Annotated in this window: 11 protein-coding genes; 4 read left to right on the plus strand and 7 right to left on the minus strand. The window is 45.9% G+C overall.

What is annotated here, in order from left to right; genetic code table 11:
- Positions 1-2 precede the first annotated feature (2 nt).
- The 4 genes from R2Q85_RS06525 to R2Q85_RS06540 are packed head-to-tail and all read right to left on the minus strand — an operon-like array spanning position 3 to position 9,861.
- Complete coding sequence (locus tag R2Q85_RS06525) at positions 3-1,241, minus strand: DUF2264 domain-containing protein (RefSeq protein WP_316810946.1); 1,239 nt, start codon at positions 1,239-1,241, stop codon at positions 3-5.
- 6 nt (positions 1,242-1,247) lie between these two features.
- Positions 1,248-4,172: a glycoside hydrolase family 2 TIM barrel-domain containing protein gene (locus R2Q85_RS06530; protein ID WP_316810947.1), complete on the minus strand. Its 2,925-nt coding sequence runs from the start codon at positions 4,170-4,172 to the stop codon at positions 1,248-1,250.
- Positions 4,173-4,206: 34 nt separating this feature from the next.
- Entirely contained in the window at positions 4,207-7,233 is a 3,027-nt protein-coding gene (locus R2Q85_RS06535) for a discoidin domain-containing protein (RefSeq protein WP_316810948.1), read from the minus strand.
- 21 nt (positions 7,234-7,254) lie between these two features.
- Positions 7,255-9,861, minus strand: a complete 2,607-nt coding sequence (locus R2Q85_RS06540) for a glycoside hydrolase family 2 TIM barrel-domain containing protein (protein WP_316810949.1) — start codon at positions 9,859-9,861, stop codon at positions 7,255-7,257.
- Between the two features lie 261 nt (positions 9,862-10,122).
- On the opposite strand from R2Q85_RS06540, the gene R2Q85_RS06545 reads away from it, so the two are divergent.
- The 4 genes from R2Q85_RS06545 (at position 10,123) to R2Q85_RS06560 (ending at position 14,208) form a co-directional block, all read left to right on the plus strand.
- Positions 10,123-11,514, plus strand: coding sequence for a sialate O-acetylesterase (locus R2Q85_RS06545; RefSeq protein ID WP_316810950.1), 1,392 nt, complete (start codon positions 10,123-10,125; stop codon positions 11,512-11,514).
- Between the two features lie 57 nt (positions 11,515-11,571).
- Positions 11,572-12,384 (plus strand): SDR family oxidoreductase, encoded by an 813-nt coding sequence (locus R2Q85_RS06550; protein WP_316810951.1) that lies wholly within the window; start codon positions 11,572-11,574, stop codon positions 12,382-12,384.
- Between the two features lie 2 nt (positions 12,385-12,386).
- Positions 12,387-13,523: a glycoside hydrolase family 88 protein gene (locus R2Q85_RS06555; protein ID WP_316810952.1), complete on the plus strand. Its 1,137-nt coding sequence runs from the start codon at positions 12,387-12,389 to the stop codon at positions 13,521-13,523.
- Between the two features lie 181 nt (positions 13,524-13,704).
- A complete protein-coding gene (locus R2Q85_RS06560) occupies positions 13,705-14,208 on the plus strand; it encodes a DinB family protein (protein WP_316810953.1) in 504 nt (167 codons plus the stop codon).
- On the opposite strand, the gene R2Q85_RS06565 is transcribed toward R2Q85_RS06560, so the two are convergent.
- The 3 genes from R2Q85_RS06565 to R2Q85_RS06575 form a co-directional block, all read right to left on the minus strand.
- Positions 14,201-15,763, minus strand: coding sequence for a polysaccharide lyase (locus tag R2Q85_RS06565; protein ID WP_316810954.1), 1,563 nt, complete (start codon positions 15,761-15,763; stop codon positions 14,201-14,203). The two genes, R2Q85_RS06560 and R2Q85_RS06565, sit on opposite strands and share 8 nt — an antisense overlap.
- Positions 15,764-15,895: 132 nt before the next feature.
- Positions 15,896-16,330 carry a VOC family protein gene (locus R2Q85_RS06570; RefSeq protein WP_316810955.1) on the minus strand — a complete coding sequence of 145 codons (435 nt, stop codon included), beginning with the start codon at positions 16,328-16,330 and terminating at the stop codon, positions 15,896-15,898.
- Positions 16,331-16,396: 66 nt separating this feature from the next.
- Positions 16,397-16,840, minus strand: coding sequence for an SRPBCC domain-containing protein (locus R2Q85_RS06575; protein ID WP_316810956.1), 444 nt, complete (start codon positions 16,838-16,840; stop codon positions 16,397-16,399).
- Between the last annotated feature and the right edge of the window lie 164 nt (positions 16,841-17,004).

A 17,004-nucleotide genomic window follows, 5' to 3' on the forward strand; every position in this document is an offset into this window, starting at 1 on the left:
GTTTAATTTTCTTTTGGATCTGTATAGGCATGGTCTATTTCTATCATTTCGCCGTTCCAGACTTTGCGGGCGGTCCAGTCGGCATTGGGTTCCTGCCAATAGGCATCAGATGGGGGCAGGCCCAGGGCAAGCAATCCCTGGGAGCATAAATAAAGGCTGCCGGTAGAGATGTAGTTCTCACCCAGGTTAGGCTGGTGCCCGTATAGCCCGATCCTTAACCAGCCATTCTTATCGAATGTTCCGGGTGCTTCTATCTGTTTTTTGATCACAGTATAAAGGGCATAGCGTACTTGCCCGGGTTTTAAGGGTTTTGGCAATACTTTCAGCAGGGACATCTGGGCCAGGGATTGAAAGGCGCCAAAACGGTATGTTAAAGACCTGCCCAATGGCGGATAAGTTCCTTCAGGCGAGATCAGGCGCTCCTGTACGGCCGCCCAGCGCTGGGCCCTGCCCAGGATCAGTTCGTAGTTATTTTTAGGGTCCAGTTTCGCTTCTTTAAGCACGTTTAGCACGTCCACCAGCATGGGTTGGATGACAAAACTGTTGTAATAATCCCAATGGAAATTGGGCCCGTCACCATAGGCACCATCACCTTTATACCAAAGCAAGTGTTCTTTAATGGCGTAATCCAGTCGCATCCTGTCACCGGAGTAGTCGTACTTTTGTAGAGCTGCTTCTACTGTGGCGCTAAACATCAGCCAGTTGGTATAAGAAGGCTGAATTACCCGGCTTGATCTTAAAGCTTCCAGTACATTTTTACGGCTCTGTCCGTCCAGGTTACCCCACAATTGTTTTGGTGCACGGATCAGGGCCTGGGCAAAAAAAGCTGCATCTACCAGGGGTTGTCGGCCTTCTTTGAAGTTCAGGAAATCTGCGGCCTTGGGGTCGGTACCGTTTTTAATACAGGTAACGGCCAGGTCAATATATTTTTTACGCAGTTTCCCTTCTTCCGTATGGTCAGGACCTAGTTCTAACCAGGGCGATATACCTGCCAGTAAGCGGCCAAAGGCTTCCAGATAGGTGCTGTATGCCCGGTCTTTGGCCACTTTGGCTTCTATGGGCATGGTGCTTTTCAACTGGTTTTTACTTAAGGCATTCAGTACCGGATCGGCAATACGGGTCAGTACTTTAACCTCATAATCGCGTTGTGCCAGGCCATCCGGGACGGCATTTTTCTGTGCCCACAACAGTTGCGGGGCCAGGCAGAGCAATACAATAACTATTTTTTTATGCATCATCATTGTTGTTTAATTCTTTTTACTAAATGCGGTTTCCAGGATAACTACACGGCGGTCTCCCGAGTAGGTCAGGTGAACTACCGCGGCATTTACAGGCGTTTCTATCGCTATCTTTGCCCCGGCGGGGATGGTTTTGCTTATTTCTGCCAGGTCGTTCACTTTGATTTTCAACTGCACCGGTTCTTTGCCCGGGTTCCAGACCATAGAACTGGCCATATTCTGACCTTCCGGAATCCGGCACCAGAAACTCCCAATCCCTTCGGTACTGTCTTTATCAGGCAGTGGCTGTCCACCAAAACTCTGCGCATAAGGCCCGAAAGGACGGCGGCCATTGGCCACATACTGAATACCCGGACGGGTGTTGAAACCGGAGCGCACCCCGCCTGCCAGCTGGTACCCTTCTTTGGTAACGACTATGCCCTTACCCAGGTAACCCGGTGGTACACGTGGTGTGGCATTCACCAAAAACCCGCTGTAAGCATCAACTACTATCCCCTTTTCCGTTTCATATTCTCCCCATACAATCGGACTGCTGATCAACTGGTATTGCTCATGTCCGGCAGCCGAAGCATAACTGACCATATTGAGCATCATTCTTGCTGCTACCGGATCAATTGAGGTACGGTTTGAGATGTCCAGGCCACAAAGCAGCAGGCTCCCCTTGCCCAGAAATTGTTCGGCAATTGCAATTCCCTGCAAACCAGAGCTGTAATTGGCCAGAATGGTTGTATTGGACACATCTGCTTTATGCTCCAGCACGAACCCGTCTGTTACGGGCTGTATGGCCGGCATCCCGGCTTTGGTTTCATCCCAATTGGTGTAATCAGACCAGATGCGCATGTTTTCACGGGTGATCCCAGCAAATAAAGGATGATCAGGTCTTTCCGCATTTACATAGTAGCCATTGCGCGGGGACTTTGAAGAAACCGGGTATACCGGATCGTCGATATCTACGTTCCTGTTCTGCAAGGGATTAATCGCCAGCTGGTTCAGCTGGATCATGTGCAGACTGTCTTGTCGTAAAGCCACTACCCTGCCCCCGGCACTCATAAAATTCCGGATGCTACCTGCACCGCTGGCCAGTTCCTGGTCGGCAGCATTTTCTCCAATGATCAGGACGCCTTTTTCAGGCAGCCTGGCAAAGGAAGTAATGCTGTTAAACTTCAGTCCCAAAGCAGCCAGGGATTTTTTTGTTTTTCCTTCTTTATCGTATAAGAGTACATTATTATCCGCAGGTACAATGGACCTGGTAAAATTATCGTCAGCGATAAACAGCTTGTAATAATTGTACGAAACCTGTTTGCCATTGGCCATTACCCTGCCAATCAGTTCATATTTTCCTGAACTGAGGTCTTTAGGCAGTTTAATACTGAGTTTCTTTTTTACATTAGCGTAATAAGGAATATCAGCCATGTTGATACTGTCAGAAAACACAATGGTATGGGTCTTATCCCTGATTAGGTAAACCAGTCTTGTATTTTTAAGGTCTTTAAAATCGTTGTCATCATTGCTGATGTGTGCGATCGGACTGATCACCGACCCGGCATAAACATTTGGTGTCCAGCATTCCCAGCTTAGTAAAACAGGCTGATAGCTGATCTTTACCTGGTCGGTAACCGGCTTAGGCTTCATATCGGCAAATTTCTCAATGGTATTCCAGTTGTAAAAAAGGATAGTGAAAGGGAATACCCCGCTTAAATCCGGATTAACAGCCCTCAGCTGACGGAAAGATTCGGTAGCTTGTCTTAAGGTAAAACTCTGGTGTTCATCGGCCAGCTGTGCCTGCAGGTCCTGGCGCTCATGCCCGGTCCAGGCCAGCTGTGAACTTGGGTTTTTATGCTGTGGGGTCAAGTTGTAACGCCCGTCCGGACCGGTATAATTGCCTACACATTCTGTAAATGTAATGGGCATGTCTTCCTTTTTTGGAAAAGGAACAATCTTCGCATTGTCGCGGATGTGCAGGAAGGTAAAAGGTGAACTGTAATACCAGCCCCAGTACCGGTGGATATCCAGGATATCCCCGGTTTTGCCATAACCATAACCTGCGTTGGCGATGTATACCCGTGTTTCATCCCATTTTTTAAGCTTGTGAAAAGCATAGTCGAGGAATTTCTCCCAGGCATCGGCCCTGCTGCCTTTAAAAGGCGTTTCATTGGTCATGGCGTATACCATTAAACTGGGATGGTGTGCAATGGCACCTAGTTTTTCATTCTCGTACCAGGCCACACCTTTGTCATGATCTTTGGGAAAGCCACCATCGGTCTCATCTCCTACTTTTACCTGATCCTTCACCTTTTCTCCGGCAGCAACTTTACCGCTGTAATTGCCACCGAAAACCATCATCCCCAATTCGTCACATACATCAAACCAGGCTTCCTCATCAGGGATACGGATGATGTTGACATTGATGCTTTTCATATATTTCACATAATCCAGTGCAAATGCCCTGCTTTTTTCCAGTTCATCCGGAATGCCCCTGCCAGGAGGGTTAATGGCGATCCCCCTTAAAAAGATGGGCCTGCCATTCAGGTACAGGTTGCCTTTACGGCGTTCAAAACTTCTGAATCCGGCGCGTTCCTTTAATTCAGCATTCAGCGTCTTGCCGTTGTACTGCAGTAAGCTAATGTCATATAAAAAGGGCTTATTGGGTGTCCACAATACCGGCTTTAAGTTGCGTACGGTAAAAGCCAGGTGGTTATTGCCCTCGTTTACTGCTGCTGTAGCATTAACAGGTCCCTGCCAAAGTATTTTACCATCTTTTGGCGATCTGATCAGCAGTTTAAATGTACTGCCTGCAGAAGTTTTAAAGGTTTTGTCCACTACCACCCTTACATAATCAACTCCTGTAAAGGGTGTAAGCCGGTAGGCGGACTGCGCCTTTGAAAAACCGATCCAGATCAGGGATAAAAAACTAAGTAATAATGCTCTTTTCATAATGGTTATTTTGGTTGTTTGTCTGTTCGTTCTTTTATTTCGCCGCCTGGTGCCAGATTTCCAGTACAGGTTTATTTACGGCTTCCCTGGTGCTGATCAGTACTTTTCGTCCTTTATCGCCGTCATCACCCAACTGCCTTGTTTCCCGTATAAAAACCAGTGTCAGATTTCCTTTTACATGTTTTTTAACCATTTCTGTAATGTCCAGCCGGTGATATTTTTCTTTGCCATCAAATGCCAGTTCCCCGGCAACAAAGGCCTTCTGGCCCACACCGTTAAGCAGGGCTTCATTCTTATCCAGTAATGGAGCGTTTAACCAGTTCAATTGCCCCTGGTCCCACTTTACATCAGGAATGCCATATACATGCAGCCGGTACGGAATTTCTTTATTATCGGCAATCCCGCTTACCCCTACAATTACCCTTTTTGCTGTGGCAGGATGATTTTGGGCCAGGTTAAACTGCACATAGGCTACCTGGTTGTTGTCAGGAGCAGATGCATCCAGCTGAACGGTCATCTGTTTCCCTGCCCCAAAATTGAGGGATGATTTTTTGCCACCCGCCACACTGGCGTCTCCTGCAGGCATCAAAGTACTTTTGATCAGCTTTGATGAAGGGATAGTGAGCAGCACCACACTTTGCGGTGCAAGTTCAAAATCAAAGGTTTTACTGGCAGGCAGGTTAATCATCCGGCTTACCTCGCCATAATTTAAAGCATTAACGGTTTCGGCTGTAACCGGCGTGCCCGCGCTTACGTTCAATGCCGAAAGATCAACAGACAATTGGTAACCGAACATGCCACGCTGTACAAGCCACATGTAATAGTTACCAGTCTGTTCGTCAAAAGAAGTATAGGTATCCAGATCAGTATCTGCTACCGAAGTTGCTGTTTCCAGCAATTTGCGTTCGTCTTTAAAACCTTTGGCAAATAAACGAACCACTTCTCCGGTTCGCTGAATGCCCGAAACGTTGAAGTCGGCTTTATCTGATGGGCCATCACCTTCGGCAAACACCTTAATTTCCCTTACTTTCAGGATGCCCTTATCGGTACTCGTAAAACGGATTTTACTGGTAGTTACCGGCTGTTTAAAGCTGCTGAAAACCTGTGCATACCTGCTTTCCTTTTCTGCAGTACCGGGAATATCCAGCCAGCTGCCATTGCTTAAGTATTGCAGTTTAAAATTTTTAATGCGGTCTGGTGCGGTATAAACCCCTCCTGCCGAACCGGTATATACCACAGCACTGCTTAGTGATTTTACCGTTCCCAGGTCAATCTCCAGCCATTTCTCCCCATCTGCATTGGAAAGCCATACAGAACCGTTCGATTTGTCCCCGTCGGTAACCGCTTTGGCATTACTGCCGGTACTGCTTTTTACCGGCTTTTGATGGGCCAGGTTTTGATAAGCATCTTCTACAATCCGTTTGCCCTGCCAGATGTAATGGTGCCCCGATTTGATACCCCTGGGATAAGGGCCGCTTGCCGTATTGGCAAATTTAAAGGCCCACATGCCATAGCCCCCGTTTTTCATATTGTTGGAATAGATGCCCGCCCATTCGGTAAATAAGGAAGGATCATCCATGGTTTCTTCTTTATCAATAAGGTATGCATTCATCCAACGGCCAATTTCCGTATAAACTATAGGCAGCGATTGTCCCTGGGGATGGTTTTCCTGGATAATTTTACGGATGTTGCTGATCCTGGATTCATAACCGATTGCCGGAGAGTTATAAGAATGTGTAGAAAAGATCTCCATCAGGTCTTTGTCTACCTTTTTACCATGATAATCGGTACGGATCGCTTTGGATACTGCCGCCCACCAGTCGGTATTCTGACCGGCAGTTACCGGGCCAACGAATTTCGCTTCCAGTTTTTTACCATATTTCCGGTTCACGTCTGCAACGGCACAGTGTACTGCATCGGAGGTGATCTGCATACCCAGTATCCAGTCACTCAGCTTCATTGGCCCGGCATTGCGGTGATTGGGTTCGTTCTGCATAGCAAACATGGCTACGTCCCCTGTTTTGGCTGAATGGTAAGCCAATGCATAATAACGTTGCCATTGCTTCCATTTATTGGCCCAGTTGTCTTTGAAATCACCACTTCCGGCCTGCAAAATAACAGCAATGCCCAAACGTTTCAGTTCAGTTAAGGCATAATTGTATACCATAGCATTGGTAGAGGAAGAATCCGGCAGGTCGTATAGCGGGTTAAGCTCGTTCCATTTGATGAAATTGTTTTGCTCCGGACTGGCGCGCAATTCGTTTTTCCTTTTGTCAAATGCTTCCACACTGTTAAGCCCCTCGTCTACCTGCACGCTGTTTTCCGGCACAAACGCATTTAACGAAGCCCATAAGCGTACACTGTTAACATTTGAATATTCCATCCAGCCCGATACATTAGTTCCCGGAAAATAATAACCCTGATTGTAGCCCACAAATTTCAGGCTTTTCCCTATTGCTTTATTGCTTACTTTGACCCTGACATCCCGTGATCCGCTGAGGGCCGGAGCCTTCCTGACGCTCGATGTAATGCTTGGTGGGGCCGGCATATTTGCCGCTACCTGGCCAAAAGCTTCTATTTCCATAATGCTGATGGGCTCGCCATCATCACAAACCAGCCTGATCTTAAACGTAGTAACAGCAGGAATAAAGCTAAAACCTGCAGCTACCAAACGGTTTTCATGTACCTCTGCCTTAGGAAAATCTGTCCAGTTGGCATCATCCCAGTATTGTAGCTTAAAATTCTTTACCGACCAGAATCCGGCGGCCTGGGTCATTTCATCGGGTTTCTTTTCCTGGTCTGTAATGCCGCTATGGATCCTGATTTCACTGATATTGTAATATTTATTGAAATTGAGCTCCACGATGTGTGGTGCTTTGCCGCTGGATGCTTTCCAGGTAGAGGACCTTGATATTTTACCATCCACCATGTTGCCGGCAGGATGTCCCGCCGCTTCCGAAGATACCGTCACTTCCTGATGTAAAGCAATGTTCTGCTGCTGGGCAAACGCTATATCGCAAGCAAAACAAATCAATAACAATAGGCCTAATTTAATGTTCATCTGTGTTCGTTCTTAATGCATTTACAATGCAGTTTTTAATTTAATTCCGCTTAAAACCGCTTTTCCTTTTATGGCTTTAAAAGTAACCTGCAAACCCGTACCATTGCTTACGCTGAGCCGGTATTTTTTCTTTAACGCTACCCCAAAACCATATTGGGCGCTCAGGTCCAGGTTTTCCAGCAATTTATCACCATTTACGCTCACATCAAATACCCTTTCATTTGCGGGTATTTTATCACTTTCTGTAAAACACAGTTCAAGTTCGTACATTCCGTCCGGTACATCAAAGCGATAGCCCTTAATGTCGTCCTGATAGGTATAAAAAAGTGGGTTATCATTGGTGTTCTTCTTTACAGTTTTAATGTTCAGCATAGCCGGGCTGCCGCCAATGTATCCAAAACTACCCGTTTGATAGGGCCGGTCTTCCAGCCAGACATGGTCTGAACCATCCAGGTATTGTGCATTTGAGCCCACATTTACGGCCAGCTGTGTAAACGGCAGGGCTGTGTTTTTAAGGTTTTGCGTATAGGTATCGTATTTTATCACCAGGTGGTCATTAACCAGCCCTGCAGCCGACTTACCTGTTGCATCAATATGATTGAAGCCTTCCTTTAAATTGACTTTCCATACCATTTTTTTAACACGATCTGGTTGCTTTACTTCATAAGCGACACCGTTAACACTCAGGCTGACTTCACTCAGGTTAGCATACACTTCAATGGTAGATTTGCTCCCGGTAAGACCTGCTCTATGTGTCCAGTCGCGCGAGGCGATATACACCATAGGTTCGGCGTTCCAGTTGGCCTTATAAAGGTAATAGGAATCTTTAGGTTTCCTGTCCCAGGTAACCATTCCTTTCTGGTTCATGTTATTGCTTACCCCGCCCACATTGGGCTGTGAAAAGTCGAACTGGTTCCATATTGCCGTTCCGGCCAGGTAAGGCATTTCCTTCATCTGGCTGAGATAGGACTCATGGTACAGACGCTGGTACTGTCCGGTAAAATCAAAGCGCTGCGGGTTTTCGGTGTTTACCCGGTTATCTGCCTCTGCGCCATATTCGCTGATAAACAATGCCTGTTTAGGGTTTTGCCGGTGTTTCTCCTCAATTGCGGGTTTAAATTCTTCCGGTTTACCACTGTACCAGCCATTGTAAATGTTGTAACTGGCCAGCTGTGGAATATCCGACAAGCCGTATTTATCGTAATCATCCCCCATATGCATGGCCATGGTACTGTACCGGTAGGGATCTTCGGCCCTTACTGTACTGTCCAGCTTTTTTGCGTATGCTTTTACTTTATTTACATAAACGCCATTTTCCTGTACCTGTATGCGTTCTGCCTTCTCGCTCCACAGCAGCACTTCATTCATCGAGCCCCAGATGATCACTGATGGATGGTTATAATTTTGCCTGATCATTTCCCTGATCATTGTTTTTGAATTTTTAAGGAATTCTGGTACCGGGTTCATATAATTCACCAGTGGGATCTCTTCCCAGATCAACAGTCCGAGCTTATCGGCGAGTTTCAATACTTCAGGTGCCTGCGGATAATGGGCCAGCCGTAAAAAATTGCAGCCCATATCTTTGATCAGCTTTAAATCGCGGTAATGGTCGCCGGCAGACAATGCATCTCCATGATCCTTCATATCCTGGTGTCTGTTGGTGCCTTTTAAGATCAGTTTTTTTCCATTTAAGCTGAAACCTTTATCGGGATCAAAATTAAACCAGCGAAAGCCAAGGGAATTGTTCAGCTCATCGATCACCTGGCCCTTTTCGATCAGCTGGGTTTTTACGGTATACAAATAGGGTTTATCGGGCGACCAGAGTTCAGGATTTTTGATGTTTACGGGATCCAGCTCCAGCACAATTTCCTTATTTGGGGCAAGCACATAAGATTTATGCGTTCTGGCTACTTCCTTTTTTCGGGCATCATAGATCACATGCAGCAGCTCAAACTTCCGTTCGGTATGGTCGTCATTGCTTACTGTAGTGCTGATGTTGACCGAAGCAAGCGTACTGTCAACTTTAGGTGTAGAAATGTATAGTCCGGAAGCTCCATGGTCCAGCATTTTAAAATGAAGTTTATTGGTACCAATAAGCCAGGCATCCCGGTAAATACCTCCATAGGAAGCATAACCAATAGATAATGGGGGTATAAAATTATCCTGCGCGTTGTTCAGCTGCACCGCGATCAGATTTTCTGTCGGGGTATCTCCCAGTTTAACCAGGCTGGTAATATCGAAGGTAAAACCGGTATAACCGCCCTTATGCTGCCCTGCAAATACACCGTTCACATAAACATCAGCCACCTGATAAGCCCCTTCAAAGTTCAGGTAGATCTTTTTATCTTTAAAACGTTTATCCAGCAGCATTTTTTTACGGTACCAGCTGATATCCCTGCGCGAGGTCTCATCATCATCAAAAGGGTCTTTGGCATTCCAGGTATGGGGGATGTTTACAGACTGCCATTTGGAATCATCCGCTTTTGGTCTTTGTGCAAAATCTGCACCCTGGGGTAAATATTTCCAGTTGTCATTTATAGACCACTGTATGCGTACGGATTGTTGCCCCACTACAGCGGTATATTTATTGCTCAGTAAAAACAGACATATCAAAAGCCTTCGGATCATGCGCTTCTTAAATAGATTTAGAATCGGGTTATTTGGTTGCTGCAAGGTATAGTCTTAAGTAGCTAATTTTACAGGCTAAATGAAGCATAAGTACCGTACTAAATGATCAATCTGCATTTTTACAAGGCGTAAAGGTACAATCGACTCTATTTTTATGTTTACGGCTCCGTTTGAACCATGCCCCCTGTACATCTGACTTAAATGACATGCACAGCTAAAGCCCACACTGCCTATCTTAGCTTTAAATCAAATGTAAAACCGATGCGTATACCCGCTTTTATTTTCCTGACTTTTTGCCTTGGCCTAAGTGCTGATGCCAAAGTCCGGCTCCCCTCAATTTTTAACGACAATATGGTGTTGCAACAACAATCGGCAGTGCGCTTATGGGGCAATGCAACACCCAATGTCAGCCTGACCATTATAACCAGCTGGAACCATAAGAAATATACCCAGCGCGTGCCTGCCAGCGGCAAATGGAACCTGAACGTAGAAACACCCAGAGCAGGTGGCCCTTATGCCATTACTTTTAACGACGGCAGTTCGCTAAACCTGGGCAACATTCTGATTGGTGAAGTCTGGTTCTGCTCCGGACAGTCTAACATGGAAATGGCACTAAGGGGTAATTCTTCACCCATATTAAACGCCAGTGAAATCATTTTAAACGCAGATAACCCAAACCTGCGTTTATATAGGGTAAGCAGGGCAGCGGTGATCAGCCCTGCAACCGAATTAAAAGGGCAGTGGACGGAATCAAACTCAGCAACAGCACGTGATTTCAGCGCACTGGCATTTCAATACGGGCAAATCCTTCAGCAGAAATTAAAAGTTCCGGTAGGGATCATCTTATCCTCTACAGGTGGGACAATGATTGAGGCATGGATGAGCAAAAGCAATTTAACTGCTTTTCCTGACGTTAAAGTTCCTGAGCAGCTTGACCCGGCCCAGGCTGTACACAAAGAACCTACGGTACTGTACAATGGTATGATTGCTCCTGTGGTGGGTTATGGCATAAAAGGTTTTTTATGGCTGCAGGGCGAATCGAACCGGCATGAACCCGAACTGTATGAAAAACTTTTCCCGGCAATGGTGGCCGACTGGCGTAAAAACTGGGGCCTGGGGGATATTCCTTTCTACTATATACAAATTGCACCTTATGGTGGTACTGATAAAACACGCAGTGGCCCGCGTTTGCGCGAGGCACAGTTAAATGCGGCTAAAGTAATTCCCAACAGCGGTATGGTTTCGGCCCTGGATGTGGGCATGGAAACTGACATCCATTTTATGGATAAAACCACAATTGCCCAGCGTTCTGCCTACTGGGCATTAGGTAAAACCTATGGCATCAACGGCATCAATTACCATTCGCCAGAATTTAAAAGCATGGAAATTAAAGGTGATACGGCAGTACTTACTTTTAACTATGCCCCTTATCTTACCTCTTACCGCAAACCACTTACTTTATTTGAGGTGGCCGGCGATGACAAAAAGTTCTATCCTGCGAAAGCAGTGATCAAAGCTAACCAGGTTAGCGTGAGAAGTGAAAACGTAGCCAAACCGGTGGCTGTAAGGTATGCCTATAAGGAATGGGTAAAGGGAGAGTTATTTAACAATGACGGTTTGCCCGCTTCTTCTTTCCGGACAGACAACTGGTAAATCTGCAGAGAATACCCTAAATTGTAAACCAATTCAAAAACACACAACATTTAAGATATGAATCCTTTCCCATTAAAAGACAAAGTAATTGTAGTTACCGGCGGTACCGGCATATTAGGACAAGCCTTTATTGAGGCCATAGCAGCAGCTGGCGGAATTGTGGGGATACTGGGCCGCAATATGGAGGTAGCTGCTAAGCGGGCAGAAGAAATCAATAACCAGGGCGGCAAAGCCATGGCCCTGACTGCGGATGTATTGAAAGAAGAGGAATTGATTGCAGCCAAAAATAAAATATGGGAGGCTTATGGCCGCATAGATGGCCTGGTGAACGCTGCTGGTGGCAATATGCCTGGCGGGGTTTTACAGCCAGGTGCAGATATTTTTAAGCTGAGTATTCCCGGCATGCGCGAAGTGGCCGATTTAAACCTTTGGGGCACACTTAACCCTACCCAGGTATTTGGCGAGGCTATCGCCAAAACAGGCAGGGGCAGTATCGTTAACATTTCTTCTATGGCTGCTGATCATGCCATTACCCGGGTACTCGGCTATAGTATGGCCAAGGCTGCGATAGACAATTATACGAAATGGTTTGCCACCGAACTGGCCATCCGTTATGGTGATGCCATCAGGATGAATGCCATTGCACCAGGTTTTTTTATCACCGAGCAAAACCGTACGCTACTCACCCAGCCAGATGGTTCTTATACAGAACGCGGCAACCTGGTGATCAAAAAAACACCATTTGGCCGGTTTGGCAATCCCGATGAACTTAAGGGTGCTTTGATCTGGCTGCTGAGTGAGGAATCTAAGTTTGTATCGGGTACCATTATTAAAGTTGATGGCGGTTTTTCTGCATTTAGCGGGGTATAACTATGAAAAGAAGGAAGTTTTATCTGGTACTGTTTAGTTGCCTGTTGAGCTTTGTTTTTTGCGAAAGTTATGCACAAAATGGCAGGCAAGCTGATCAACTGCGCAAAACAGCGGTAATGGAGGTGATGAAAAAGGTAGCCAAATGGCAGGTAGACAGCATAAAGCAACATGGTTGGCGCCATACCGAAGATGACTGGACCAATGGTACTTTATATACCGGGCTGATGGCCTATGCCCAGGCTTCCGGAGACCGCTCTTACCTGGATTTTCTGCGCACCTCAGTAGGCGAAAAACTAAACTGGCAGATCACCAAAGATTCACTCCGTTATTTCGCTGATTTCTATTGTGTTGGCCAATTGTATAGTGAGCTTTACCTGCTGGATAAAAAACCTGAAATGATAGCAGATCTGCGTCAGCTTGCCGATACACTATTGGCACGCCCACATTCAGAATCGCTGGAATGGATAAACAAAATAAACAGGAGGGAATGGGCCTGGTGCGATGCCTTGTTTATGGGACCTCCTACCCTTGCTTTACTGGCCAAAGCCACCGGCAATACCCATTACCTGGACCTGAGCAACAAGCTTTGGTGGAAATCCACTGCTTACCTGTATGATCCGGCCGAACAGTTGTTTTACCGCGATAGCCGCTTTTTCGACAGAAGAGAAGCAAATGGTAAAAAAGTATTCTGGTCGAGGGGCAATGGCTGGGTGATGGGCGGCATGGTCAGGTTACTGGACAATATGCCCGCTAATTATCCAGACCGTCCAAAATATATCAGGCTCTTTAAAGAAATGGCAGGTAAAATCAAAATATTACAGCAAGCCGATGGCAGCTGGCGTACCAGTTTGCTCGATCCTGATTCCTATCCTTCAAAAGAAACCAGTGGTACGGCCTTCTATTGTTATGCTTTGGCTTGGGGTATCAATCAAAAAATACTGGATGCCAAAGCTTATTTGCCGACAGTACAGCAGGCCTGGCATGCACTTACTTCGAGCATTACCAATACGGGCATGCTGGGCCATGTGCAGCCCATTGGCAATAAGGCAAAGGCAGAAATTAAAGCCGATGATACAGAAGTTTATGCCATTGGCGGATTTTTGCTCGCAGGAACGGAATTGATGAAGCTCAAACCATAAAAACCCTACCTTCGTTCCCCAGTCTGCTGCCGCCACATGGAGTAATATAAGCCTTTGTCTTCAGGTAAGTCCTGATGGGAGCCAGATTTGCCGCATATCGCCATCCTTTTTGTCGCACTCGGCCCATATAGGCTATACATACATTAGCTACCTTTGAAAGATAATCATCAAAAGCCAGATAATGACAGCACAACCAATCCAGCCTTTTCAGCAGACAACAGCACAGCTCATAGATTTTCTAAGTGCCCAAAACGGGGAATCCCTGAACAGAAAGCCGTTTAATGGTGGCTGGTCAGCAGCCCAGATTGGCGAACACATCCTGAAGTCTTATGCTGTTGTTCAAACTTTAAAAGGGAATACAAAACCCAGCGAGCGTCCAGCTGATCAAAAGGTACCGCTTATAAAAAAACTGTTCCTGGATTTTGACATCAAAATGCAATCGCCCAAAGCAATTGTACCCTCCGAACATTTTATCTCAAAAGACACTTTGCTGCAAGGTTTAAAAACCCAGATCGAAGAGTTGACAGAGATTATCAAAACCCAGGACCTTACAGTTACCTGCCTGGATTTCGCCATTCCTGAGTATGGCTATTTCACGAGGCTTGAATGGATCTGGTTTACTATGTTTCATACTCAAAGGCATATACACCAACTGAATACGCTCCATTATATAGTAGCTAACTGATCTGATCAACGTTATTAGCCAGATTGCGGTAGTTGACTTTTTCCTGAGGATTAGTTCCGTTTAGGTATTCTTCAATATTTGTATAACCATCTCCATCAGAATCAACAGCGCCATCCTTCGGGTTTTTAGGATCAAGTTTATATTTAATTTCCCATTCGTCAGCCATACCGTCACCGTCGCTGTCAACAGGTACCTGAGCAGGTTTGTAAGTCAGGTTTGGATAGCCACCCACCTCGGAAACGTCTTTGATGATACCCGTTTTGGTCATGGTTTTTCCTGACCTTACCATTGCTGTAACACGGGTGTCAACAGCATCACGTTTAGGCAACGTTGCCCCAGCCTTCGCTAATACCGATTCGAAAACTGCCTCTGCCAGCTGATGCGGCGCTACGGGCCAGCCCTCGAATGGGGTATTCACACGGGCGAGGTTATTGACTCCGCTTCCGTTGGGAATAGTACTCGTATTCATTCGCATACCTTCCCAGTTATTATTCGTTACCTCCTTATTGTTGTACATAACGTTACCTGCAACATACCATTTGCCAGGACGGTTTGCTGCTTTAGGATACCAGTTGCCTTCAGCCCATGCGCTACCCGGAGAGTACATGCTGCGTTGTTCAATACGTGCAAAAACGGAGCGCATGTTGTCGTTGGTAGCCGGCCCAGGCTTAAAATAATTGTTGATGAGATTGACCATGGAAGTTTCATCTCCGCCGTCTATCGAACGGTGGCGCCAGTTGAAAACTACATTGTACCGAAAATCAAATGCACCTGACATACCTATAGATGGATTACGGGCGGTGTTGCTGGCAAAAAGGTTGTGGTGGAATGTTGAAGGGTTTCCGCCCCAGGTACCACCGAAAGCATGTCCTTTAGCATCGAGCGCTTCACTGGAGATGGTCCATTGAATGGTGATATGCTCTGCCGGATCTTTGATCTGGGTTTTCCCGTCGAACGATGGTCTCATATGCCGGTAAAGCGAAATGTTTTCGTCCATGCCCCAGCTTGTAGAACAATGGTCGATGATGATATGATGGTGCGGATTGCCGCCTATGTTATCATCGCCCTGTCCTCCGGAAGGAACGCCCCGGCGTACCCTCATGTGCCTGATGATCACATTGTGTGTGTTGATATTGAGCGTTCCGGCGATACAGATGCCATCTCCGGGAGCGGATTGCCCAGCGATGGTAATGTCGGGATGATTAATATTGAGGTCTCCATCAACTTTGATGGTTCCTGCAACACGGAATACGACAATACGCGGCCCCTCTGTTTCCAATGCAGCGCGCAGGCTACCTGGACCACTATCGCCGAGATTTGTAACAGCAATAACCCTACCCCCTCGTCCTCCGCTGGTAAACATGCCTCCTCCCCATGCACCGGGAAATGCAGGTATAACAGCTTCAGGCAATCGCGGCGGATGTGGGGGGATCTGTCCAGGTTCAGCTTGTCCGGCCACATTGCTGACGGTCTGTGCAATTGCGCCCACACTCAAGTATAAAAAAGCGAAAAGCAAGCTTGCCGCAGCGAAATGACAGGATATTTTAATTCTCATACAATGTTCAATTTGTTTATAATGGTATTCAAATATAAAATAAGAATTTATAAATAAATGTAACATTCCTATCAGCAGTATACCTATCTTGTGCCTTTTTCTTCGTCTGTAGTTTGAGCCCACATTGTATTTCTACTCCTTTTTACCACTATTATAACTGATCATCCAGCATACACCATATTTGTCCTTAAAACTACCGAAATAATCACCCCAGAACTGGTCCTCCATGGGCATTTCCACTTCGCCATTTTCCGACAGACCTGCAAACAAACGGTCAGCTTCTTCCTTGCTCTCCGGACTGATACAAATGTAGTTGTTATTGCCCACCACCAGTTTTTGTCCCATCGAAGGCATGGTGTCGGAAGCCATTAACATATCACCACCTGTTATTGGCAGTGCCACGTGCATTACCCGGCCTTTTTCTGCTTCAGCAATATTTTCGCAACCAGGCGCTTCACCCATTCTCATGACACCTCCGGCGAACTCGCCACCAAAAATGGATTTATAAAAGTTGAATGCTTCTTCGGCATTGCCGTCGAAGTTTAGATAAGCATTAAATTTTGGCATAATCGTTATTTTTAAAAGTTATTTACAAATTGTCCTTCTATAGTTGTTCTTTTATAAAATCAAAAGTTATTGTTCTGAGAGTCTTTTTACTTCTTCCAGGCCTTTGGTAAAGCCATTGTTCATCATTTCTTCCCATTCTTCTCCTATTTGTACAGAAGCTTTGAGCGTGGTGATGCCATTGTTTTCCCGAAGATGGTATTCTTCCAGCGAACCTGCCCAGCTCTTCACTTTTTCGCTGGTAATATCTTCTTTGCCATCCATTACTTCGCCCAAATGCTCAAATACCACGTCATATGGTTCATTTTTCGTGTTAATGGTACTGATCATGCCACTGCCTTTTCCATCTAAGAAGAATGTTTTGCCTCCAACCTTCCAATCGCTTTGTAGTGTAGAACCGCCGTTAGGATTAAAGGCATTCGTCCATTGGGGATAAGTGGTCTCATTCCAAAGCGTGTCCCAAACTTTTTGGGCAGGTGCTTTGATCTCTTTTGTGAACTGTAATGTTTTCATAGCATATAGTTTTTAAAGGTGTATTGCGATGATAAAGCTATAAAAAAATATAACAGAGCATGGGGGGTATAAACGACGGATTAAGGGGTAGATTGAGACAATTTTATCCGGTATGCAGCCCATGAAGAGTGAGGCTGAGTATAAAAATATTTTGTTTCCAGCTG

Origin of the sequence: Pedobacter heparinus, assembly GCF_032678725.1 — a bacterium.
In the GTDB taxonomy this organism is placed as follows: domain Bacteria; phylum Bacteroidota; class Bacteroidia; order Sphingobacteriales; family Sphingobacteriaceae; genus Pedobacter; species Pedobacter heparinus_A.

Excerpts from the sequence above, each read along its gene's own strand:
- R2Q85_RS06545 (WP_316810950.1), top strand. The coding sequence starts at position 10,123 with ATGCGTATACCCGCTTTTATTTTCCTGACTTTTTGCCTTGGCCTAAGT.
- R2Q85_RS06565 (WP_316810954.1), bottom strand. The coding sequence starts at position 15,763 with ATGAGAATTAAAATATCCTGTCATTTCGCTGCGGCAAGCTTGCTTTTC.
- R2Q85_RS06555 (WP_316810952.1), top strand. The coding sequence starts at position 12,387 with ATGAAAAGAAGGAAGTTTTATCTGGTACTGTTTAGTTGCCTGTTGAGC.
- R2Q85_RS06530 (WP_316810947.1), bottom strand. The coding sequence starts at position 4,172 with ATGAAAAGAGCATTATTACTTAGTTTTTTATCCCTGATCTGGATCGGT.
- R2Q85_RS06560 (WP_316810953.1), top strand. The coding sequence starts at position 13,705 with ATGACAGCACAACCAATCCAGCCTTTTCAGCAGACAACAGCACAGCTC.
- R2Q85_RS06535 (WP_316810948.1), bottom strand. The coding sequence starts at position 7,233 with ATGAACATTAAATTAGGCCTATTGTTATTGATTTGTTTTGCTTGCGAT.
- R2Q85_RS06525 (WP_316810946.1), bottom strand. The coding sequence starts at position 1,241 with ATGATGATGCATAAAAAAATAGTTATTGTATTGCTCTGCCTGGCCCCG.
- R2Q85_RS06575 (WP_316810956.1), bottom strand. The coding sequence starts at position 16,840 with ATGAAAACATTACAGTTCACAAAAGAGATCAAAGCACCTGCCCAAAAA.
- R2Q85_RS06540 (WP_316810949.1), bottom strand. The coding sequence starts at position 9,861 with ATGATCCGAAGGCTTTTGATATGTCTGTTTTTACTGAGCAATAAATAT.
- R2Q85_RS06570 (WP_316810955.1), bottom strand. The coding sequence starts at position 16,330 with ATGCCAAAATTTAATGCTTATCTAAACTTCGACGGCAATGCCGAAGAA.
- R2Q85_RS06550 (WP_316810951.1), top strand. The coding sequence starts at position 11,572 with ATGAATCCTTTCCCATTAAAAGACAAAGTAATTGTAGTTACCGGCGGT.